The 18,776-nt window shown below is 41.5% G+C and carries 28 protein-coding genes; 1 reads left to right on the forward strand and 27 read right to left on the reverse strand.

The window, feature by feature from the left end; translation table 11 throughout:
- Nucleotides 1–3: 3 nt before the first annotated feature.
- The 27 genes from rplO to H8692_RS02790 form a co-directional block, all read right to left on the reverse strand.
- Nucleotides 4–444 (reverse strand): 50S ribosomal protein L15, encoded by a 441-nt coding sequence (rplO, locus tag H8692_RS02660; RefSeq protein WP_177267696.1) that lies wholly within the window; start codon nt 442–444, stop codon nt 4–6.
- A 20-nt stretch (nt 445–464) separates the two neighbouring features.
- Nucleotides 465–647: a 50S ribosomal protein L30 gene (gene rpmD, locus H8692_RS02665; RefSeq protein ID WP_177267697.1), complete on the reverse strand. Its 183-nt coding sequence runs from the start codon at nt 645–647 to the stop codon at nt 465–467.
- Nucleotides 648–662: 15 nt separating this feature from the next.
- Entirely contained in the window at nt 663–1,166 is a 504-nt protein-coding gene (gene rpsE, locus H8692_RS02670) for a 30S ribosomal protein S5 (RefSeq protein ID WP_177267698.1), read from the reverse strand.
- A 15-nt stretch (nt 1,167–1,181) separates the two neighbouring features.
- Nucleotides 1,182–1,547: a 50S ribosomal protein L18 gene (rplR, locus tag H8692_RS02675; protein WP_187524940.1), complete on the reverse strand. Its 366-nt coding sequence runs from the start codon at nt 1,545–1,547 to the stop codon at nt 1,182–1,184.
- A gap of 18 nt (nt 1,548–1,565) precedes the next feature.
- The gene (rplF, locus tag H8692_RS02680; RefSeq protein ID WP_177267700.1) at nt 1,566–2,111 is read right to left on the reverse strand and encodes a 50S ribosomal protein L6; all 546 of its coding nucleotides are present in this window, start codon (nt 2,109–2,111) and stop codon (nt 1,566–1,568) included.
- Between the two features lie 12 nt (nt 2,112–2,123).
- Nucleotides 2,124–2,522 (reverse strand): 30S ribosomal protein S8, encoded by a 399-nt coding sequence (gene rpsH / locus H8692_RS02685; protein ID WP_177267701.1) that lies wholly within the window; start codon nt 2,520–2,522, stop codon nt 2,124–2,126.
- A 168-nt stretch (nt 2,523–2,690) separates the two neighbouring features.
- Complete coding sequence (locus H8692_RS02690) at nt 2,691–2,876, reverse strand: type Z 30S ribosomal protein S14 (protein WP_177267702.1); 186 nt, start codon at nt 2,874–2,876, stop codon at nt 2,691–2,693.
- A gap of 90 nt (nt 2,877–2,966) precedes the next feature.
- A complete protein-coding gene (gene rplE, locus H8692_RS02695) occupies nt 2,967–3,509 on the reverse strand; it encodes a 50S ribosomal protein L5 (RefSeq protein WP_346727744.1) in 543 nt (180 codons plus the stop codon).
- A 14-nt stretch (nt 3,510–3,523) separates the two neighbouring features.
- Complete coding sequence (gene rplX / locus H8692_RS02700) at nt 3,524–3,829, reverse strand: 50S ribosomal protein L24 (protein WP_177267704.1); 306 nt, start codon at nt 3,827–3,829, stop codon at nt 3,524–3,526.
- Nucleotides 3,830–3,841: 12 nt separating this feature from the next.
- Nucleotides 3,842–4,210 carry a 50S ribosomal protein L14 gene (rplN, locus tag H8692_RS02705; protein WP_177267705.1) on the reverse strand — a complete coding sequence of 123 codons (369 nt, stop codon included), beginning with the start codon at nt 4,208–4,210 and terminating at the stop codon, nt 3,842–3,844.
- 15 nt (nt 4,211–4,225) lie between these two features.
- Nucleotides 4,226–4,486 carry a 30S ribosomal protein S17 gene (rpsQ, locus tag H8692_RS02710; protein WP_177267706.1) on the reverse strand — a complete coding sequence of 87 codons (261 nt, stop codon included), beginning with the start codon at nt 4,484–4,486 and terminating at the stop codon, nt 4,226–4,228.
- 18 nt (nt 4,487–4,504) lie between these two features.
- Nucleotides 4,505–4,708 carry a 50S ribosomal protein L29 gene (rpmC, locus tag H8692_RS02715; RefSeq protein WP_177267707.1) on the reverse strand — a complete coding sequence of 68 codons (204 nt, stop codon included), beginning with the start codon at nt 4,706–4,708 and terminating at the stop codon, nt 4,505–4,507.
- Complete coding sequence (gene rplP, locus H8692_RS02720; RefSeq protein ID WP_177267708.1) at nt 4,708–5,142, reverse strand: 50S ribosomal protein L16; 435 nt, start codon at nt 5,140–5,142, stop codon at nt 4,708–4,710. Before rplP ends, rpmC begins: the two co-directional genes overlap by 1 nt.
- A 25-nt stretch (nt 5,143–5,167) precedes the next feature.
- Entirely contained in the window at nt 5,168–6,070 is a 903-nt protein-coding gene (rpsC, locus tag H8692_RS02725; RefSeq protein ID WP_177267709.1) for a 30S ribosomal protein S3, read from the reverse strand.
- A 17-nt stretch (nt 6,071–6,087) separates the two neighbouring features.
- On the reverse strand, nt 6,088–6,420 hold the full coding sequence (gene rplV, locus H8692_RS02730) for a 50S ribosomal protein L22 (RefSeq protein WP_147592666.1): 333 nt from the start codon (nt 6,418–6,420) through the stop codon (nt 6,088–6,090).
- Between the two features lie 19 nt (nt 6,421–6,439).
- Nucleotides 6,440–6,712: a 30S ribosomal protein S19 gene (gene rpsS / locus H8692_RS02735; protein ID WP_177267710.1), complete on the reverse strand. Its 273-nt coding sequence runs from the start codon at nt 6,710–6,712 to the stop codon at nt 6,440–6,442.
- A gap of 18 nt (nt 6,713–6,730) precedes the next feature.
- Nucleotides 6,731–7,564, reverse strand: coding sequence for a 50S ribosomal protein L2 (gene rplB, locus H8692_RS02740; RefSeq protein WP_177267711.1), 834 nt, complete (start codon nt 7,562–7,564; stop codon nt 6,731–6,733).
- Nucleotides 7,565–7,582: 18 nt separating this feature from the next.
- Nucleotides 7,583–7,873 carry a 50S ribosomal protein L23 gene (gene rplW, locus H8692_RS02745; RefSeq protein WP_177267712.1) on the reverse strand — a complete coding sequence of 97 codons (291 nt, stop codon included), beginning with the start codon at nt 7,871–7,873 and terminating at the stop codon, nt 7,583–7,585.
- Entirely contained in the window at nt 7,873–8,496 is a 624-nt protein-coding gene (rplD, locus tag H8692_RS02750) for a 50S ribosomal protein L4 (RefSeq protein ID WP_187524941.1), read from the reverse strand. Before rplD ends, rplW begins: the two co-directional genes overlap by 1 nt.
- Nucleotides 8,497–8,521: 25 nt before the next feature.
- Complete coding sequence (gene rplC / locus H8692_RS02755) at nt 8,522–9,157, reverse strand: 50S ribosomal protein L3 (RefSeq protein ID WP_177267714.1); 636 nt, start codon at nt 9,155–9,157, stop codon at nt 8,522–8,524.
- A gap of 248 nt (nt 9,158–9,405) precedes the next feature.
- Nucleotides 9,406–9,717, reverse strand: coding sequence for a 30S ribosomal protein S10 (gene rpsJ, locus H8692_RS02760; RefSeq protein ID WP_177267715.1), 312 nt, complete (start codon nt 9,715–9,717; stop codon nt 9,406–9,408).
- 731 nt (nt 9,718–10,448) lie between these two features.
- Nucleotides 10,449–12,182: a hypothetical protein gene (locus H8692_RS02765; protein WP_177267716.1), complete on the reverse strand. Its 1,734-nt coding sequence runs from the start codon at nt 12,180–12,182 to the stop codon at nt 10,449–10,451.
- Nucleotides 12,183–12,943: 761 nt separating this feature from the next.
- The gene (locus H8692_RS02770) at nt 12,944–13,333 is read right to left on the reverse strand and encodes a GNAT family N-acetyltransferase (RefSeq protein ID WP_187524942.1); all 390 of its coding nucleotides are present in this window, start codon (nt 13,331–13,333) and stop codon (nt 12,944–12,946) included.
- A gap of 72 nt (nt 13,334–13,405) precedes the next feature.
- On the reverse strand, nt 13,406–14,335 hold the full coding sequence (locus tag H8692_RS02775) for a PfkB family carbohydrate kinase (protein ID WP_177267718.1): 930 nt from the start codon (nt 14,333–14,335) through the stop codon (nt 13,406–13,408).
- 12 nt (nt 14,336–14,347) lie between these two features.
- Nucleotides 14,348–16,012, reverse strand: a complete 1,665-nt coding sequence (locus H8692_RS02780; RefSeq protein ID WP_187524943.1) for a nucleoside kinase — start codon at nt 16,010–16,012, stop codon at nt 14,348–14,350.
- A 135-nt stretch (nt 16,013–16,147) separates the two neighbouring features.
- Complete coding sequence (locus H8692_RS02785) at nt 16,148–16,423, reverse strand: YdbC family protein (RefSeq protein WP_177267720.1); 276 nt, start codon at nt 16,421–16,423, stop codon at nt 16,148–16,150.
- A gap of 218 nt (nt 16,424–16,641) precedes the next feature.
- A complete protein-coding gene (locus tag H8692_RS02790; RefSeq protein ID WP_177267721.1) occupies nt 16,642–17,874 on the reverse strand; it encodes an aminotransferase class I/II-fold pyridoxal phosphate-dependent enzyme in 1,233 nt (410 codons plus the stop codon).
- Nucleotides 17,875–18,027: 153 nt separating this feature from the next.
- Between H8692_RS02790 and H8692_RS02795 the strand changes: the two genes are divergently transcribed.
- Nucleotides 18,028–18,690 carry a M23 family metallopeptidase gene (locus tag H8692_RS02795; protein WP_187524944.1) on the forward strand — a complete coding sequence of 221 codons (663 nt, stop codon included), beginning with the start codon at nt 18,028–18,030 and terminating at the stop codon, nt 18,688–18,690.
- The last annotated feature ends 86 nt before the right edge of the window (nt 18,691–18,776 follow it).

Genomic DNA, 18,776 nt, shown 5'->3' on the forward strand with positions numbered 1-18,776 from the left:
CCATTAGATCACCTCTGCCTTTCCTCCGGCAGCTTCTATTTTCTCTACTGCAGTCTTGCTGAACTTATGAGCCTGAACAGTAAAGTTCTTCTCGATAGTTCCATTTCCTAAAATCTTTATTCCGTCTTTAACCTGCTTAACTATGCCGGCTTCTGCCAGAAGCTGCGGTGTGATTACCGTTCCCGCATCAAATCTATTGAGATCCTCAACGTTCAAAGCAGTGTATTCTGTTCTCCAGATATTAGTAAATCCTCTCTTTGGAATTCTTCTGTAAAGAGGCATCTGTCCGCCTTCAAAGCCAGGTCTTACACCGCCTCCGCTTCTTGAGTTCTGTCCGTTCATACCTCTTCCGGCAGTAGTTCCCTGACCTGTCGCTGTACCACGGCCTTTTCTCTTAGGTGCCTTAGTAGCACCAGGAACAGCTTTTAATTCATGAAGTTTCATTCTATCCGTCACCTCCTATCCTATAGTTCTTCTACAGTCAAAAGATGCGGTACTTTGTTTATCGCTCCTCTTGTTACAGGGGAGTCAACAAGTTCTACTGACTGGTGCATCTTCTTAAGTCCCAACGCTTCTACAACTTTTTTCTGCTTTGGGGAAGCGCCAATAACACTTTTTGTCAATGTGATCTTAATCATCTTTGCCATTGTTTCTTCCTCCCTCTATCCTAAAATCTCTTCCTTAGTCTTTCCTCTTTTAGCTGCGACTTCTTCCAAAGTCATAAGGCTCTTAAGTCCGACTAATGTTGCATAAGCCATGTTTCCGGTATTATTGGAGCCGATGGACTTAGCTCTTATATCCTTAATACCCGCCGCTTCTAAAACAGTACGAACCGATGAACCCGCAATTACTCCGGTACCCGGAGCAGCCGGCATCAGCAGCACTTTTCCAGCGCCGAAAATACCAAGATTTCTGTGAGGAATCGTAGTTCCTACTGTAGAAACCGATATAATGTTCTTCTTTGCATCTTCTGTAGCTTTCCTTACTGCTTCAGGAATCTCCTGAGCCTTACCGAGACCAACTCCTACGTGTCCGTCTCCGTCACCTACTACTACTGTAACACTGAATCGCATGTTTCTTCCGCCCTTAACGGTTTTGGCAACACGTCTTATGCTTACGATAGTTTCGTTTAAGTCCAGCTTTGATACATCTATAGTATTTCGCATTCAACTTACCTCCTGTTAGAACTTCAAACCTGCTTCACGAGCACCGTCAGCCAGTTCCTTAACTCTTCCGTGATAAAGGAATCCGCCTCTGTCAAAGGTAACTTCTTCTATACCTTTAGCAAGTGCTCTCTTTGCAATAGCTTCTCCTACTGCTTTTGCAGCATCTTTGTTACCGCCGTATCCGATTGCGGACTTTAATTCCTTGTCGACAGTCGATGCTGAAGCAAGTGTAACTCCGTTTACATCGTCGATAACCTGAACGGAAATATTCTTACTACTTCTGAAAACGCAAAGTCTAGGCTTCTCAGGAGTTCCATAAACGTTTTTTCTAATTCTCTGATGTCTGGCGACACGCTTATCATTTCTGCTTTCTTTAGCCATTTTATTTTACTCCTTTCTTTATGATGAAGCCCCGGTCTTACCTTCTTTTCTGCGGATATATTCGTCTTCGTATCTGATACCTTTAGCTTTGTAAGGTTCAGGTATTCTCCAAGCTCTGATATTCGCAGCATAGTTTCCGACCTTCGCTTTGTCTATACCTTTAACGATAATAGTTGTAGCATCCGGCGCCTCTGTTGTGATCCCGTCAGGATCCTCCATCTCTACAGGATGTGAGTAACCGAGATTCATAACCAGCTTCTTTCCCTTTTTCTCAGCTTTATAACCAACGCCCACAAGCTGAAGTTTCTTTTCATAACCTTCAGTAACGCCGATCACCATATTGCTTATAAGGGCTCTTGCCAGACCGTGCTGAGCTCTTCTCTCAGCATCGTCACCTGTTCTTGATACTGTAACTACATTGTCTTTATTTTCTATAGTTAATAATTCGCTGACCTTTTCCTGCAATTCGCCTTTAGGGCCTTTCACCGTAACGACATTTTTATCGTCTACTTTGACCTCTACGCCGGCAGGAAGATTGATGGGTTTTTTACCTATTCTTGACATTTTTATTTCCTCCTACCATACATAACAAATTACTTCTCCGCCGATTCCAAGTTTTCTTGCTTCTTTATCGCTGATAACACCCTTTGAAGTGGAGATTACTGCGATGCCTAAGCCTCCTAAAACTCTTGGGATTTCATTAGCCTTAGCATATGACTTAAGACCCGGCTTTGAAATCTTTCTTATTCCGCTTATAACCTTTTCTTTATTAGGACCATACTTCATTGTAACTGTTATAACACCCTGCTTATTATCTTCAGCTACAGCAAAATCCTCGATATATCCTTCTTCCTTCAATATCCCAGCTATTGCCTTCTTCATCTTTGACGCCGGGATATCAACTGTCTTATGACCTGCAGTATTTGCATTCCTGATTCTCGTCAGCATATCTGCAATAGGATCTGTCATTGTCATTATTCTGTTCTCCTTCCTCCGTTAGTATTGCAGCACTTGTCCTCACGATTGCTCCTAAGAGCAGAGTGATGGAATGTGCGCCGTCATATGTCGCAGCGCTTCAGCGCGTGGCGACCAACGACGTCTCGTAAACCGCAACTTTACGGATAGTAGTTTTAACTTATATTTTTACCAGCTTGCCTTTTTAACACCAGGGATCTCACCCTTATAAGCAAGCTCTCTGAAGCAAATACGGCAAATACCATATTTTCTCAGCACTGAATGTGGTCTTCCGCATATTCTGCATCTTGAATACGCACGTGTTGAAAACTTAGGTTTTCTCTGCTGCTTCACTTTGAGAGATGTTTTAGCCATTCTTTCCCTCCTATTATAATTTTCGAGCGTAGTCGAGGAAATTTCAAAGAAATTTACCTCACGGCAACTCCGTTATCAATGGTAATTTCTTTACTTTTCAAACGGCAAACCAAGTCCTGCCAGCAATGCTGCTGCTTCTTCATCAGTATCAGCCGTTGTAGTGAATACGATGTTCATTCCTTTTATGGTATCAACCTTATCATAGTTGATCTCAGGGAATATCAGCTGTTCCTTGATACCCATTGAGTAATTTCCTCTTCCGTCAAATGAATTCTTGCTTACTCCTTTGAAGTCTCTTACTCTCGGAAGAGCGATGTTGAAAAGCTTGTCGATGAAGGTATACATGTTTTCGCCTCTTAAAGTAACTTTGGCGCCTACAGGCATTCCCTGTCTTACTTTAAAGTTTGCGATAGACTTTCTCGCCCTTGTTACCACAGGTCTCTGGCCTGCTATCAGACTGATCTCCTCAACGGCACTCTCCAATATCTTGGCGTTTTCCTTAGCTTCACCAAGTCCCATGTTGATAGTAACCTTTTCAAGCTTAGGTACTTCCATTACGTTGTCATATTTAAACTGTTCCATCAATGCCGGGAACACGTCGTTTTTATAAGATTCCTTTAATCTTGCCAAAATCGTCTCCTCCTTTCTTAGTCTATTACGGCTCCGGTCTTTTTAGCTATTCTGACCTTCTTACCGTCTTCTGCTTTATAGCCGACTCTGCTCGGCTGTTTTGCTTTCGTATCGTAGTACATAACGTTCGAAACATCAATCGGCCCTTCCTGATGCTTTATCTCAGCAGCTTCTTTCTGAGTCTGCTTCTGATGTTTTGTCTGAACATTAACACCTTCTACTATTACTTTGCCCTCTTTAGGCATAGCTTTCAATACTTTACCGATTGTACCTTTATCTTTACCGGCAAGCACGATTACTGTGTCATCCTTCTTAATTCGCATCTCGTACACCTCCTATAATACTTCCGGTGCCAAGGACACTATCTTCATGAAGCCCTTCTCTCTCAGCTCTCTTGCTACAGGGCCGAAAATACGGGTTCCAACCGGTTGTAAATCTTCCTTTATAATTACTGCTGCATTCTGGTCAAACTTCACATAGCTGCCGTCTGCTCTTCTGGCACCATGCTTCGTTCTTACAACAACGGCTCTGACTACTTCGCCTTTCTTTACAACTCCACCCGGTGTCGCATCCTTCACTGCGCAAACGATCACATCACCGATATTGGCATACTGACGGCTTGTTCCGCCTAAAATACGTATACATAAAAGTTCTTTAGCGCCGGAGTTGTCAGCAACCTTTAATCTTGTTTCAGTCTGAATCATTGTTAGGCGCCTCCTTTACTTCACTTTCTCAACAATATTAACAAGTCTCCATCTCTTATCTTTGGACAGAGGTCTTGTTTCCATAATTCTAACTTTATCACCGATCTGGCATTCATTGTTCTCGTCGTGAGCCTTGACCTTCTTAGTTCTCTTTACAGCCTTTCCGTAAAGGGAATGTCTTACGAAGTCTTCAACGGCTACGACAATTGTCTTATCCATCTTGTCGCTTACAACCATGCCAACTCTTGTCTTTCTTCTGTTTCTTTCAACTGCCATAATACATCCTCCTTTCCGTTATCCTTGAGCCTTTGCAAGTTCTTTTTCTCTGATAATGGTCTTAACTCTGGCGATATCTCTCTTTGTTTCACGCATTTTTATCGGATTTTCGAGCTGACCTGTAACGTGCTGGAATCTGAGATTAAAAAGATCTTTTTTCATCTTTGTTAACTCTGCATTCAGTTCCGCTTCTGACATTTCTCTGATTTTCTTCAATTCCATTATGCTTCACCACCCTTTGCTAATTCCTGGCCTTTGATGGCAAATTTACACTTAACCGGCAGTTTGTGTGCTGCAAGTCTCATCGCTTCTCTTGCCTGATCCTCTGTAACACCTTCGATCTCAAACATAACTCTGCCTGGTTTTACTACTGCTACCCAATACTCAGGAGCACCTTTACCGGAACCCATACGTACTTCTGCAGGTTTCTTAGTCACTGGTTTATGAGGGAAGATTTTGATGTAAACCTTACCACCTCTCTTAACAGATCTGGTCATAGCTATTCTGGCTGCTTCTATCTGATTTGAAGTTATCCATCCACATTCCGTTGCGGCAAGACCATAATCACCATAAGTGACAGTATTGCCTTTTGTAGCCTTGCCTTTCATTCTGCCTCTGTGGACTCTTCTACGTTTAACGCGCTTTGGCATTAACATGACGACGTCCTCCTTTCACTAATGTCTATTCGTTGGCTTCTGCTGACGCAGGTGCTTCAGCAGTAGTCTGTGCTTCTTGAACTTGTGCTTCCTGAGCTGCAGCTGCCTCCTCTGCAGGTTCAACTTTCTTAACCTTTCTTACTCTCTGGTTAACAGCCTTAGGAATCTCATTTCTCTCATTTCTTCTGTCATCTCTTCGAGGTCTTCTTTCACCATCTCTTCTCTGACGTCTGTCGCCTCTCTTTTTGCCGTCTCTTCTGTCCTTCTTTTCTTCAGGAACAGGGCTCTTAAGGCCTTTGTCAAGAATTTCTCCGTGGTTTATCCAAACCTTTACGCCTAATTTGCCGTAAGTTGTATCTGCTTCTGCGAAGCCATAGTCGATGTCAGCTCTCAGTGTATGAAGTGGCACGTTACCTTCGCTGTACTTTTCATTTCTTGCGATTTCTGCGCCGCCAAGTCTTCCTGACGCTAAAACTTTGATTCCCTTAGCACCGGCCTTCATAGTTCTGCCGATAGCCTGCTTCATGGCTCTTCTGAATGAAACTCTTCGTTCAAGAGCCTGAGCAATGCTTTCAGCTGTAAGCTGCGCGTCTAATTCCGCTCTTCTTACTTCTTTAATATCTATGAGAATCGTTTTCTTAGTCATCTTTTCAAGCTCTGCCTTAAGATCATCGATACCTGTTCCGGATCTTCCGATAACCATGCCCGGCTTAGCTGTAAGAACAATTACTTTTAATTTGTTTTCTGCCGCTCTTTCAAGCAAAATCTTTGATACTCCTGCAGTATACAGCTTTTTCTTTACGAATTCTCTTACTTTATTATCTTCAACAAGGTAATCTGCAAATTTATTCTTATCAGCATACCATTTTGAATCCCAATCTTTTATTACGCCTACTCTCAGTCCATGAGGACTTACTTTCTGACCCATTAATCGAACCTCCTATCTTAATTCTTTTCCTTAAGAGTAACGCCTACATGACTGCTTCTCTTCAAGATTATTGATGCTCTGCCTTGTGATCCGGCTCTCCATCTTTTCATAGTCGGTCCCTGGTTAGCATAAACTTCAGCGACATAAAGATTGTCCGTATTCATTTCTTTGACATCTGCGTTTGCAGCAGCTGATTTAACAACCTTCTCTACTATTTCTGCTCCTTTTCCGGGAGTGAACTTCAAAATGTTCAATGCCTCGTTTAAATCTTTTCCTCTTACCAGATCAGTAACAGGCTTAAGCTTGATAGGAGACATTCTTACATATTTTGCAATTGCTTTTGCTTCCATTCTCAATTATCTCCTTTTCTTAATCTACTTTCTTATCCGCAGAGTGTCCTCTGTAGGTTCTTGTAGGAGCAAATTCTCCCAGCCTGTGACCTACCATGTCTTCTGTGATATATACAGGGACATGCTTTCTTCCATCATGCACTGCGATCGTGTGTCCCACCATCTGCGGGAATATTGTGGATGGTCTTGACCATGTCTTGATTACTTTCTTATCGTTAGCCGCATTCAGCTCTTCTATCGCCTTAAGCAGCTTAGCGTTTACGAAAGGACCCTTTTTAAGTGATCTACCCATTGTTTATGCTCCTTCCTACTATTTTTCTCTTCTACCCTTTACGATATATCTGTTTGAATCTTTCTTCTTTTTTCTCGTCTTATATCCGAGAGCAGGTTTACCCCAAGGTGTAACAGGACTTACCCTACCGATACTTGCTCTACCTTCACCACCGCCGTGTGGGTGATCATTAGGGTTCATTACAGAACCTCTGACAGTAGGTCTTATGCCCATATGTCTTTTTCTTCCGGCTTTACCAATCTGGATATTCTGATGATCGAGATTGCCTACTTCACCGATAGTGGCTCTGCATTCGATTCTTACTTTTCTAACTTCGCCGGAAGGCAGTCTCACCTGTGCGAAATTTCCCTCTTTAGCCATGAGCTGCGCGCCGTTTCCTGCAGATCTTACCATCTGTCCGCCTTTTCCCGGCTTAAGCTCAACGTTGTGTATCACTGTACCCACAGGGATGTTTGCCAGCGGCAGAGCGTTACCGATCTTGATGTCGGCTTCCGCGCCTGACTCTATTACCGAACCTACAGTCAGCTTGTTTGGAGCGATGATATATCTCTTTTCACCATCCGCATAATTAATAAGAGCTATATTGGCTGTTCTGTTAGGATCATATTCTATAGTGGCTACAGTTCCCGGTATTCCGTCTTTATTTCTCTTAAAATCTATTATTCTGTACTTAGGTCTGTATCCGCCGCCTCTGTGTCTTACAGTGATCTTACCTCTTGAATTTCTTCCCGAGTGCTTTTTAAGAGTTACTGTAAGCGACTTTTCCGGTTTATCACAAGTGATTTCCTCGAAAGTGGAAACCGTCATGCCTCTCAAACCAGGACTGGTCGGATTGTATTTTTTAATTCCCATCGTTTCCTACCTCCTATATTACAGACTCTGGAAGAATTCGATTTCCTTACTTTTTTCTGTAAGAGTTACGATCGCTTTCTTGCTGGCCGCGGTCATACCTACGTATCTTCCCATTCTCTTCTGTTTTCCTACAACGTTCATGATATTCACTTTAGCGACTTCCACATCAAAAATCTCTTCAACCGCATTCTTGACTTCTGTCTTGTTAGCGTCTACTGCAACCTTGAATGTGTATTTTTTAACCTGCGCATCTTCCATACTTTTTTCAGAAATAACAGGCTTTATTATTACATCGTAAGGCGTTTTCATTATGAGTACACCTCCTCAATCTTTTTTACGGCTTCTTTTGTTACGATGAAGTTCGTATGATTGATAATGTCATATACGTTCATTGTTGTAACAAGAGCTGTTCTTACTCCCTTGATGTTGGCTGCGGACCTTATTGTGTTTTCGTCCTTTTCAGCCATTACGATTAATGCCTTTTTGCCGGCTTTTACGTTTTCCAGCATTTTTATCATTTCCTTTGTCTTAGGCTGATCGAACTTAATCTCGTCCATAACGATAAGCTCATTTTCAGCAGCTTTTGAAGAAAGCGCCGACAACATCGCCAGCCTTCTTAACTTCTTAGGCAATGTGTATCTGTAGCTTCTTGGCTTCGGTGCAAATACCACACCTCCTCCTATCTGTGAAGGGTCTGTCGTGCTTCCCTGTCTGTGTCGGCCTGTACCTTTCTGTCTGAAAGGCTTTCTGCCTCCTCCTCTGACTTCAGCTCTGGTTTTAGCAGACTGTGTTCCCTGTCTTCTGTTGGCTAAAATGTTTTTTATTACTGCATGAACTGCATTCTGGTTTGGTTCGATGCCGAATATCTCATCTTTTAATTCGATCTGTCCGGCTTCCTGACCTGCCATGTTTAGCATTGTCACTTTTGACATCTTACTTCCTCCTTCCTGAAGTCATCTATTTGTTCTGACCTTTAACTGCATACTGGATACGAACGATTCCGCCTTTATTTCCGGGAACCGCGCCCTTTATCAGCATAAGGTTCTGCTCTTCTATAACTTTTACCAGTTCAACGTTCTGAACAGTCACTGTTTCGCGACCCATTCTTCCCGGACCTGCGTTACCCTTAAATACTCTTGAAGGATAAGTACCGGCTGCCAGAGCTCCGGCAAGTCTCTTGTGCTTTGAGCCGTGACTCATAGGACCTCTGTGGTGTCCGTGTCTTTTAATATTACCCTGAGTTCCTTTACCCTTTGAAGTTCCTGTTACATCCAGCTTCTTTCCGGCTTCAAAATCTGCAACTGTTATCTGCTGACCGATTTCATAAGTCTCACCTTCTTCGGGTCTGAACTCTGCCAAATGTTTCTTAGGAGCAATTTCATTTTTGTCGAAATGTCCTGTCATAGGCTTATTGACTCTCTGCGGTTTTGCATCTTCATAACCGAACTGTACCGCATTGTATCCATCAGTCTCGACAGTCTTTATCTGTGTTACCGTCATAGGACCAGCTTCTACTACCGTTACAGGTACTACTGTACCATGCTCGGTAAAGATCTGAGTCATGCCCATCTTTTTACCTAAAATTGTTTTCATGGTTTATTTTTCCTCCTCCTTGTCCTTTCGTCCCGCCTCCGGAACTCAGGCACAATCATTTCTTACAGCGGAGCAAGCCCTAGCCCGATTTGTCCTGAAAATCGCGGCAGGTCTGCTGCAAGTCTTTCCCAAATCTCTGATTTGGCTGAAAGCTACTGCGCAAGCCCTGCGGTTTTCACCACAATTCTTAAGGTCTGCTCATACTAAGGGAGTTCCCTTCGCTTTTTATTTAACATCGCTCTTGTCTGTTAGAGCTTGATTTCGATATCGACACCTGCCGGCAGATCCAGTTTAGTCAACGCGTCTGTTGTTCTTGCCGTAGCACTTGTAATGTCGATCAGTCTCTTATGTGTTCTCTGTTCGAACTGTTCTCTTGAATCCTTATATTTGTGAACAGCTCTCAAAATAGTAACCACTTCCTTCTCTGTAGGAAGCGGAATAGGGCCGGAGACTTCGGCGCCTGTTTTCTTGGCAGTCTCAACAATTTTAGCTGCAGACTGATCAAGAAGTGCGTGATCATAAGCTTTAAGCTTAATTCTGATTTTTTGTAATTCGCTCATTTCTTTCCTCCTAAATTTTTTGTACTGTTTTCGCTATGCTCGTACAAGGGGTTCTTTAAAACTTGATTTTCCCACTTACGAGTTCCTCCCGAAGCCGCAGTTTCGGCGGTTCTCAGCGCGTGCACAGTGGTTTCGCTTGCTTCGTACACGGTTTCGTGTGTTCCCTATATTTTACACAAAACAAAAAATCAGCGAATCCCTTCGCCCCCATCTTTTGTGGGGACAATTCTCAGTGAAAATTCTCCTATAGCAAGGTAACTTCCCACCTCATCGCCTTACACAAGCCTTTGTAGTATATAACATTATTCAAATTTATGCAATAGTTTTAAGAAAAGTTTTTTATGTTTTTTGTTCATTAAAAATCTTGTATTTTCAATGTTTATATGGTCTTTTACACGCACACGTATCGTTGTGTTTCTTTTTTGACAGGAGCAATCCTTTTGTTTACACCATAACGCTTCATTATTTTTTGCTTTGCGAAAAAAAGACCTCAATAAGATTGCATAACTAAAAAAGAAAAGATACAAATCCCTGATTTTCCCATATACCTGCAAATCGCTATGAAATCTTTCTCATATCTCAAAAGGTTTTCTGATAACAAATCTTTTTTGTATATGAAAAAAGATCCGAAACAGTTTTTTTAAACTGCTGCAGATCTTCCTTATCACTTAAACTATCTACTCTCAGAATACCTTGAAGCAAAAATCTTTCACCGGTTTCTCATAAGATAATTACGCATTCTTGCGTCTATTATAAACTACTGTTCCTGTCGTTCCCGCTGCCAAAAGCAATACCGCCCAAAGAACCATATTGCTGCCATCTCCTGTTGCTGCACTTTCATCGTCTTTTTCCGGCTGCACTGTTTCTCCTCCGGTTCCCAGCGCAGGAATAACCTGAACTTTTTCATCAGTATACTGTTTACCTTCAAAATCTACTGTTGCAGTATATATGATTTTTCCGTCTTTATCAAAAGTTGCTTCAGTAGTTTGGCTGATTATCTGAGCTACTACCGATTCTTTATGATCAGCATCTTTTTCGCATATAAATGTTGCTGATGCAGAGGAATTATCATTCCCCCATGCCCATATAGGTTCTTTCCATACATGTCCGCAAACTTCTACTGAGCCTGTGACAGGCTCATTTGTCTCTGAATCCGCCTTGATGAAATAGGAATGACCTTTTTCTGTCGTATAAACTTTCAGTCCAACAGCACTGAATCCATCACCCATTGTTATAGCTACAGAGAGGTCTTTTTTAACTCCTTCAAAAGGTCTTCCGCCAGCTTTATTTTCAGCAGTTACATCGGCGTCAAGATGAATTCCTCCATCTGAAAAATTACGTATAGTTGCAATATCTTTATTATTGGAGGCTGCTGTAATTTTTGTGCCATTTCCTGTAATAGTAAGCGCTCCGCTACGAGCCAGAATTGCGCTCTGCGTTTCAGAATAAAGGTTAACAATTCCGCCTGTGATATCTATTCCGTCCCATCCCAAAATAGATACATCCATAGTCTCCATATCTATGTTACCGCCTTCAATGCTGACTTTGCCGCCATCAGCGGAAATCCCCAGGCCCGTCTTTCCTTTTATTTCTGTGTCAGCTCCTTTTATTGTAATATCACTCCCGCTATACAAAACATATCCTACATAATCAGAATCAGAATCCGGATCGTCAGGATCAAGAGGGAATTTTTCAAGACTGCTGCTTACATCCATTTTAGTATTGTCTACAATAATACTTCCTGATTCGCAAAATACTGCCGCCTCTGTATACACATCAATATTCAGCTTACTGTTTTTCAGGACTATAGATGATGGATCTGACTGAGAAAATATTCCCGCGCCTTCTGCATCAATATCTACCGCTGAATCTTCAACATATATGTCTCCTCCACCAGTATATATCCCATGCCAATCAGAAACAAGATGCGCATTCAAACCGCCTTTCAGAAAAATATCATTGCTCGCACATACAGGAGGAAACGCCCCATTCTGTCCTGATACTGACTCTGCCACCAGTTTTCCCGGTCCCGAAATATTCAAATCACCGCCAGAAGCATATACACTATTACCTCCTTTAGAATAAAGAGAAAGTACAGCGCCCTCATTGATATCAATATTCAGCGCTGATACAGAATTATCCCCCCAAATAGCAGTCCCCTCAATCGGAAGCTTTTCACTTCCTACGAAACAACTGCCTTCAATTGTGATATTAAATTCCCCGTCAGCTTTTTCAATGCTCACCTGCTTTTCCAAGGATACATTTTTAAGAGTAAGCGTCTTATTAGCTTTATCCAATAAGGCCGTCCCATCTCCGACAAGATTTTCCCCATCAGAGAGTTCCACTCCTCCTATTGAAACGCTTACCGTTCCTGCTGCAGACACACTCACAGGTATCATAAGCGCTGCCATAATGAACACAGCTATCAGCATCAACAAGTTTCTTTTCATTCTACACTTGTCCATAATTCCTCCTTCACACTATTTAATTTTAATACACTTACAGCAGACTATATACAATTCCCCAAAAAGATAGTCTCTTTAAGAAGTATACCCCCCCCCTTATATATTTTGCAAGATTTTTTTAACATTCTATATCAATAAATACTGCGTAGAATTTTTTCTGTACAATATCCCGATATTGCCCCCCAATACCAGTAATTCACTGCTAAAAAACTGAAAACAGCTTTCATCTGAAACCAAACCATTGCAAAATGATTATGATAATTTCAAAACAAAAAGAACCGAAACCGGCTTTTACAAGCAATTTCGATTCTTTTAGTATTTTCCGTTTAATAAAATAACTTCAATTAAACATTCTTTTTTATTATAGCCCGCTGTATCAGTCATTCCCGCCGCATAAGCCATACCGCCCAGAAAAACATATTGCCGATATCTCCCCTTTCGGCGTTTCCGTCCTTTTTCTCCGCCGCTCCGCATAAGTACAATTCCCGCCTTTATATAAAGGGCCTCTGACTTCAACTTTTACTGCAGCCCCAGCTTTTTTGTTTCTGTTCCCTTGTATCTAACACACCATATGCCATTTCCCACATCTATGATCCTATTTGTGCAGGGAATCCACTTAGACCATCAAAAGAAGACGAATACTCCATTTTGCAGTCCTCGTCAGCTTACCATCATGCTCTTCTACATCAGGCGCTTCCCTATTACTTTTAATGACAATAAAAAAGATCTCCCTTACATAGATTTATTCGGAACGCCAAAATTCAAGTATTTATCCACCTCACCATTCCGGCTCCCATTTCATCATTAGGTCTTCTCACAAATCCGGATTTCTCATAAAAACCCTCATTTCCTTTTGTTGACATTAGATTTACCATAACAAAAAGATCACCCTGAGCCAGACTGTCAAGCCATTCATTAATATATCCCAAAATCGCTTTTCCGATTCCCTGCCCCTGATACTGAGGATCCACCATAACATCTGCAATCAAATACATATATCCTCCGTCACCTATAACTCTTGCAAATCCCACGGCTCGTTCTTCGTCATAGGCAGCAATAGTATAATAAGAATTATCAAGACCCTTTTCCGCCCTTTGACGGTCAATCTGCCTCCATCCTACCGATTCTCTTAATTTATTGTATTCACTCACCGATATAAAGTTTATATATCTTATCATCTCTGTCTACCTGTCTTTCTGCAAAATATTCAAGTCTGTATATTGTTAACTCAGTTTCTCATCTTTCACATCAGCAAGAAACTCAGCCGCTTTATCCATAGCACGTCCAGCTATTTTATCTATACTTTCTCCATCAACCGTTCCTGCTGCCACCGCCGCCGAAACTATATCTCCGGCTCCCGAAGTGCTTCCAAAAGTTATCATACGCTCCGGTCTCAATATTCCTTCACAAGAGCCCTCTTTATAATAAAGACCTCCACCCTTTATCGTTATAATAACTTTATGAACCCCGGCTTTACTGAAAAATTCTCCTGCCTCCGAAAGCTGTTCCTCGCTGAGAACAGTTTCGCCGGTCATAGCCTCTGCTTCCATTCTCCCAGGCATTACGCAGTAAAATCCGGAAACAGCCTCTGCCGCCTTTATACTGCCCGGCAGATCCGAAGGATCGAAAAACAACTTCTTCCCACTGTCGTTTCCATATTTTTTCGACATATACTCAATGGATTCCTGCGGAATAGTTCCATCTATTACTATTATCTCAGCACTTTCAAGTATCTCTTCCTTTTCCTTCAACAATTCAGGAGTGATGTTTTTAAGCACAGCCCGATTACTCCTAAACATCTCTATATCTCCCAATATATTAAAAAATTCTACATCTATAGCTGTACTGCCGGGAAAAATCTTGAGGCCATCGGTACCTACTCCCGCCGATTCCAGCTCAGCTTTCACTGCCATACCAACTGTATCATCCCCCACGGCCGAAATAAATTCCGTATCATATCCCCATGAAGCCAAATTCACGGCAATATTAAAAGCACTGCCGCTGTTCTTTGCTTTTATATCATCATCTTCTTCATCCCAGCTGGCCTTAGATCCAAATCCTGACTCTCCCATACCTATATGGCTGCTTCCTTCTCTTGGCATTCTCATTTTTACCCTTACCGTTTCCTTGGCACATCCTATTACTGCAATCATTCTAAAACTCCTTTACTCTACAAAAATACTGCCGCCTATAAACTCTCTTATAATCGAATTATTTGGTATCGCCCGCTCATCTTCTACAGCATCAAAAAACTCAATAAATTTAAGCAGTCTCACAGCTTCTGCATATTCATGCTGTTCTCTTCTTACTTCTTTCAAAATAGGTACCGCATATTTCCTCAGAACTGACAGCTCATATGCCAGAGCAGAATTAAAGGTAACATCTGCTTTTATACTGTAAGGAAATATATTCTTATCCTCGCCTGCTCTTACCTTTGGCCATTGAGCGATGGTTTCCGCCGCAGAGCTGTTTCTGAATTCATAATCTCTGACTATTCTCCTTATCATCCTGCCATCCGTCGTTGTAACTCTGTTATGCCTGTCTATATTGAGCTGAGTAAATGGACTTATATATATCTTAAATTTTTCTCTGTCAGCTATACGTTCTGTAAGTTTGTCATTCAGTCCGTGTATTCCCTCTATTATGATAGGCTGATGGCGACCGATGGAAGTTATCCTTCTTCCGAAAACCTTAGTGCCTGTCATAAAATCAAATTCAGGAAGATCCACCGTCTCTCCGGACAGCAATCTGTTCATATTGTCATTGAACAAGTTTATATCAAGCGCATCAAGATTCTCAAAATTATATTGCCCATCATCATCTACCGGAGAATCATGCCTCTCCAGATAATAATCATCAGTCCCCATGTACAGCGGATCCAATCCATTAACCCTGAGCTGCACACAAAGACGCTTAGCAAAAGTGGTTTTGCCCGAAGAAGATGGCCCTGCTATCAGAATCATACGTTTTTTCTCTTTTGTAATCATATCTGCTATCTCGGCAATCTTTTTTTCATGAAGAGCTTCTGACAATAATATCAGATCCTTAGCCTTACCGCCCTTTATACTGTCATTGAGATCCGGCACATAAGACAGTCCCAGAAGCCGATGCCACTTTTTTGATTCGGCAAAAGCCCTGTATATGTTTTTGTCATCCACAAAAGCAGGTACTTTGTCAGGCTCTGAAGGCTGCGGAAATCTAAGCAGCACACCTCTTCCATACTTTATCAGTTGAAAAATACTGATATATCTTGTAGATGGCACCATAAGTCCGTAAAAAAAGTTTCTATACCCCTGTATACTATAAAATTTAGCTTTTCTGATATCTGTAGATTCCCTAAGAAGTCTGGCTTTCTCAAGATAATTATATTTTTCCCACAGTTCTATAGCCTGCTTGCGGTCGTATACTTCTCTTATTATGGGGATATCCTCTTCTGCAAGCTGTCTCATTCTCTTTTCAATATCTTTTACCTGTTCTTCTGTTATGGGCGGTTTAACTTCGATCTCCGTATACAGGCCCTTATTCAAAGAGTTCTCAATCTTTACAGGAACATCTCCCATCACATCCCTCACCGCTTTAAGATACATAAGAGACAGGCTGTTCTGATATGCCAGATCAGCACTGTGATTCCTTATATCCAAAAATTCAATATAAGAATCTTTTTGTACATTAAATGTAAGTTCTTCATATTTACCGTTTACTCTGGCTAAAAGAACCGTGTACGGCAGCACAGATTTGAATTCACGAACCAGATCTTCCAATACAACAGGTTCTGCCTTTGTTATCTCCCGATAGCCCTCACCGGATATCGTCTTTAACATAATTCTCATATATTACCCCTTTGATGCCCGACATCATTTGTGACACAAAATATATCTAGTAGTATATCATATGCACCAAAGAAAAACCACAGGACTGTACACTGCTTTTATCCGACCTGTTTCTGTTATTTACAGCAACTCAGATTAATCTTCAGAAGATTCTTCGTTTCCGACATCATTTGCTTTCCCGCGATGACGGAGCAAATCAAACATCAATCTCATTTCTTTTTCGTGAAGAGTCACACCTCTGGACATATGACTATGATCAGGGGCCCAGTCTCTTATATCATATTTGGGAGCTGAGCCATTCCAACTTACCAGATTCAACTCCTTATTCCATCCGGTTGAATACGATGCAATCACCCCTATCTTCTCAACGATATCAAAAAATATCTCCCTGTTAAAATCATTCCCACTCATTACCATTCTCCTTTTGTTTAAAAAACCCAATACTTAAGACTTCCCTTTTGTTTTTCAGCTAAGTCAGCTTAAATGTTTTTTCATTAGCAGACTTATATTATGTAAAACAATATTTATGTTATAAAATATAACATAAATGTAAATTTATGTCAATAACATCCAATAAAATATGGCAGGAAAATGTTTAAAAACTTTCCTGCCGCCATATAATTATATTTTTACATTGCCGCTTTTATCATGGCCGGTATCCTTCTGCACTTTTCTTCTGAAATAGATGCAACAGAAACCCTTAGCCCCTTTGCCAAAGGAACTATAAACAGCCCTTGTTTTTCCAGCTTAGCACTTATCTCGTCAGGATTATCACACGGAATGGATACGAAAAAACCCGCATCAAAAGGCACTGTTTCCAAATCAACTTTTGCAGCCTCCTCCTCAAAAGCTCTCCCTCTGTCCAAAAGCATATTTCTGTAATAAGCTCTTTCTTCGTTTACTTTCCGCAGAAGACTTTCATCGCTGTATATTCTGGAAAGTATCACCTGAGCCACTTTAGCACTGTTGGACCATGAACCTCTTGAAGAATACTCACAGACACGCCTGAATTCATCAGAGATATCCTTGGTTGCTGCCATGCAGATCATCGCTCCGCATCTGGTACCATAAAGAGTGTATGTCTTGGAAAGACTGTATGCTATTATCGGAAGAACATTTTCCGGAAGCTTTTCCAGCTTAGGCAAAAATTTTCTGTATTCCTCTTCATCGCCTGCAAAATCTATATATGCGGCATCTATCACAAGCGCTATAGCTTTGCCCCTCTGAGCGGTCTCGGTCAAAACTCCCACCACCTTATCCCAGTCTTCAGGGGTAAGAGAATAACCCGTCGGATTATGTGCCGGCGTATTAAGTATAATTACAAGGCTTTCCTGATCCTCAAGAAGTCTTACAGCAGTCTCTTTCAAAGACTCATAATTGAACTTCCTGTCATCTGTAAAAAGTGAAAAAGTCTCGATACTTCTTCCTATTTCTCCGGCAATAGTATTATACGGAGCCCAATGCCAGTCCGAAGTTATTATTTTATCTCCCGGTTCTGAATAATTGGCCATAACGTTTCTAAGCGCTCCTGTACCCCCCGGAGTTGCCACCGCCTCAGTAAAACTCTTTGGCTGAAAAGATCCAAACGCTGCCTTTTTAACCGCTTCCCTGAATGCAGGAATTCCGCCTATAGGCGCATAATCAGCATAATCGGCAGGATCCATATCTCTAAACACTTTATCTACCGATGACAGCACTATCAGATTGCCCTCATCGTCAAGAAGAGATCCTATAGTAGCATTTATAACTTTATCTGCGCCTTTTTCGGCAATCATTTTTTTTGCTCTGTTACTTATACCGAAAATTTTATCCTCTAACGGTATATTCCTTTCGTTCTTTCTGGCCAAAATATATTCTGACACGTTAAATCACCTCTGTTATTCCAAAATTTCAAACTGTTTGCCCTTGCGGAGCCGCTAAAAACATATGGGCTCATTATATCATAATTACAAGTAATTAGCAGTATTAATTTTCCTTTATCTGTCGATACTACGTTTATAGGAGGTGAGACGTACATGAGACAGGATAGAAAGCAAAAAGACAAACCGGCCATAGCTTTAGTTCTGTGCTTTTGTCTGATGGCACTCGTTTCCGTTTTCGTCGTAAAGGCAAACATCGACAAGATAAAAGACAATATGCAGAGTAATAAAGCGGCAGACGTTGTAAAAGAAAAAGCCGTTGATGAAAATGAGGAAACGAATACCAATATCGTAGACAGTCGGGATAATTCCGCAGCCGACGGCAACAACAGCGACTCTTCAACAGACACAGAATATATTGTTCCCATTACAGGCGATATTATCATGGACTTTTCCATGGATATGCCTATATATCAAAAAACCCTTGACCAATACATGACCCACAGCGGACTTGATATTGCGGCCCCTGTGGGAACCGCCGTAAACGCCTGCGCCGGCGGAACAGTCACAAGAATAGAAGAAGATGACAAGCTGGGTATCATAGTTGAGATAAATCACGGAAACGATACTTTGTCCGTATACGGAAATCTGGCCAAAAAAGGCCTTATAGAGCTGGGCGAAATAGTTTCCAAAGGAGATCCCATCGGTCAGGTGGGACAGACATCACTATTCGAATTTGAAGAGGAGGAACATCTTCATTTTGAAATGCGCAAAGGCGGAGAACCCACAGATCCCAGAGATTATATAAAAGGACTGTAACCGGACTACAGATCATAACCCGGCCCAAGGAAAATACTCTGCCGGGTTTTGTTTTCACCAGAACCTTGACAAACACTGTAATAAGG

The organism is Lentihominibacter hominis, assembly GCF_014385065.1.
GTDB classification, from domain to species: Bacteria; Bacillota; Clostridia; order Peptostreptococcales; family Anaerovoracaceae; genus Lentihominibacter; species Lentihominibacter hominis.

Excerpts from the sequence above, each read along its gene's own strand:
- rplO (WP_177267696.1), bottom strand. The coding sequence starts at position 444 with ATGAAACTTCATGAATTAAAAGCTGTTCCTGGTGCTACTAAGGCACCT.
- rpmD (WP_177267697.1), bottom strand. The coding sequence starts at position 647 with ATGGCAAAGATGATTAAGATCACATTGACAAAAAGTGTTATTGGCGCT.
- rpsE (WP_177267698.1), bottom strand. The coding sequence starts at position 1,166 with ATGCGAAATACTATAGATGTATCAAAGCTGGACTTAAACGAAACTATC.
- rplR (WP_187524940.1), bottom strand. The coding sequence starts at position 1,547 with ATGGCTAAAGAAAGCAGAAATGATAAGCGTGTCGCCAGACATCAGAGA.
- rplF (WP_177267700.1), bottom strand. The coding sequence starts at position 2,111 with ATGTCAAGAATAGGTAAAAAACCCATCAATCTTCCTGCCGGCGTAGAG.
- rpsH (WP_177267701.1), bottom strand. The coding sequence starts at position 2,522 with ATGACAATGACAGATCCTATTGCAGATATGCTGACGAGAATCAGGAAT.
- H8692_RS02690 (WP_177267702.1), bottom strand. The coding sequence starts at position 2,876 with ATGGCTAAAACATCTCTCAAAGTGAAGCAGCAGAGAAAACCTAAGTTT.
- rplX (WP_177267704.1), bottom strand. The coding sequence starts at position 3,829 with ATGCGAATTAAGAAGGATGACACAGTAATCGTGCTTGCCGGTAAAGAT.
- rplN (WP_177267705.1), bottom strand. The coding sequence starts at position 4,210 with ATGATTCAGACTGAAACAAGATTAAAGGTTGCTGACAACTCCGGCGCT.
- rpsQ (WP_177267706.1), bottom strand. The coding sequence starts at position 4,486 with ATGGCAGTTGAAAGAAACAGAAGAAAGACAAGAGTTGGCATGGTTGTA.
- rpmC (WP_177267707.1), bottom strand. The coding sequence starts at position 4,708 with ATGGAATTGAAGAAAATCAGAGAAATGTCAGAAGCGGAACTGAATGCA.
- rplP (WP_177267708.1), bottom strand. The coding sequence starts at position 5,142 with ATGTTAATGCCAAAGCGCGTTAAACGTAGAAGAGTCCACAGAGGCAGA.
- rpsC (WP_177267709.1), bottom strand. The coding sequence starts at position 6,070 with ATGGGTCAGAAAGTAAGTCCTCATGGACTGAGAGTAGGCGTAATAAAA.
- rplV (WP_147592666.1), bottom strand. The coding sequence starts at position 6,420 with ATGGAAGCAAAAGCAATTGCAAAATATGTAAGAATGTCTCCTATCAAG.
- rpsS (WP_177267710.1), bottom strand. The coding sequence starts at position 6,712 with ATGGGTAGATCACTTAAAAAGGGTCCTTTCGTAAACGCTAAGCTGCTT.
- rplB (WP_177267711.1), bottom strand. The coding sequence starts at position 7,564 with ATGGGAATTAAAAAATACAATCCGACCAGTCCTGGTTTGAGAGGCATG.
- rplW (WP_177267712.1), bottom strand. The coding sequence starts at position 7,873 with ATGAAAACGCCTTACGATGTAATAATAAAGCCTGTTATTTCTGAAAAA.
- rplD (WP_187524941.1), bottom strand. The coding sequence starts at position 8,496 with ATGTCAAAAGTGACAATGCTAAACATGGCAGGTCAGGAAGCCGGACAG.
- rplC (WP_177267714.1), bottom strand. The coding sequence starts at position 9,157 with ATGAAAACAATTTTAGGTAAAAAGATGGGCATGACTCAGATCTTTACC.
- rpsJ (WP_177267715.1), bottom strand. The coding sequence starts at position 9,717 with ATGAGCGAATTACAAAAAATCAGAATTAAGCTTAAAGCTTATGATCAC.
- H8692_RS02765 (WP_177267716.1), bottom strand. The coding sequence starts at position 12,182 with ATGGACAAGTGTAGAATGAAAAGAAACTTGTTGATGCTGATAGCTGTG.
- H8692_RS02775 (WP_177267718.1), bottom strand. The coding sequence starts at position 14,335 with ATGATTGCAGTAATAGGATGTGCCAAGGAAACGGTAAGGGTAAAAATG.
- H8692_RS02780 (WP_187524943.1), bottom strand. The coding sequence starts at position 16,012 with ATGAGAATTATGTTAAAGACGATATCCGGTGAGGGCTATCGGGAGATA.
- H8692_RS02785 (WP_177267720.1), bottom strand. The coding sequence starts at position 16,423 with ATGAGTGGGAATGATTTTAACAGGGAGATATTTTTTGATATCGTTGAG.
- H8692_RS02795 (WP_187524944.1), top strand. The coding sequence starts at position 18,028 with ATGAGACAGGATAGAAAGCAAAAAGACAAACCGGCCATAGCTTTAGTT.